General features: G+C 40.5%; 1 protein-coding gene and 1 pseudogene. One reads left to right on the forward strand and one right to left on the reverse strand.

Annotation, left to right across the window (positions count from 1 at the left end):
• On the forward strand, positions 1 to 164 hold a 164-nt coding region (locus BL249_RS06515; protein ID WP_241898819.1), incomplete at its 5' end, for an IS1 family transposase.
• Between the two features lie 14 nt (positions 165 to 178).
• Here BL249_RS06515 and BL249_RS19215 read toward each other — a convergent pair.
• Positions 179 to 298, reverse strand: a pseudogene (locus BL249_RS19215) (Arm DNA-binding domain-containing protein); the annotation flags it as partial.
• Positions 299 to 686: the final 388 nt, after the last annotated feature.

Here is a 686-nt window from a genome sequence, read left to right on the forward strand (position 1 = left end):
AGCATCTGACGGGCAAAATTTTCACCCAACGCATTGAACGTAATAACCTGACGCTCCGCACCCGCATTAAACGGTTGGCTCGTAAAACAATCTGCTTTTCGCGCTCAGTTGAGATCCACGAAAAAGTCATTGGAGCGTTTATCGAGAAACACATGTTCTACTAATTGGAGGCATCACCCATGCGCCAATACTTGGAACCTTTTGGGGAGACTTCAAGATACAAGCCGCCTCCATCAGCCATTTTATAGGCTTTCTCTTTCGGCTTTGCGGTCTCTATCTGGCGAGCGTTGAGTTTCATTTTGGGGGCACAAATCCTGATCGAATTGACATGCCCCCGATTATGCCCCCAAAAGAGGGTAGACCACAAGAGACTAACAAAGACCATAAAATACGGTAACTTGCTTGTTTTTAAGGATTTTTTCTGGATTTGTAGACTTCAGGAAACGTCAAAAGAAGTGTTAATGGTGCGAAGGCCGGACTCGAACATCGCAACTATCCTTATGATCTTAAGAGATTAAAATTTAACAAAGTAGGCATGATACCATCATTGATACCAACAGTCCTGATTAGTGATAATCGAACACTACAAAAAATGATAACTAACATTATGAATGTAAGTTAATTCACGTATTTTTAGCAAGAATTATTTAGAGAACACTAAAGAACTCGTATGTTTATTTTTCATG

Origin of the sequence: Erwinia sp. OLFS4 (assembly GCF_002752165.1) — a bacterium.
Classification (GTDB): Bacteria; Pseudomonadota; Gammaproteobacteria; order Enterobacterales; family Enterobacteriaceae; genus Izhakiella.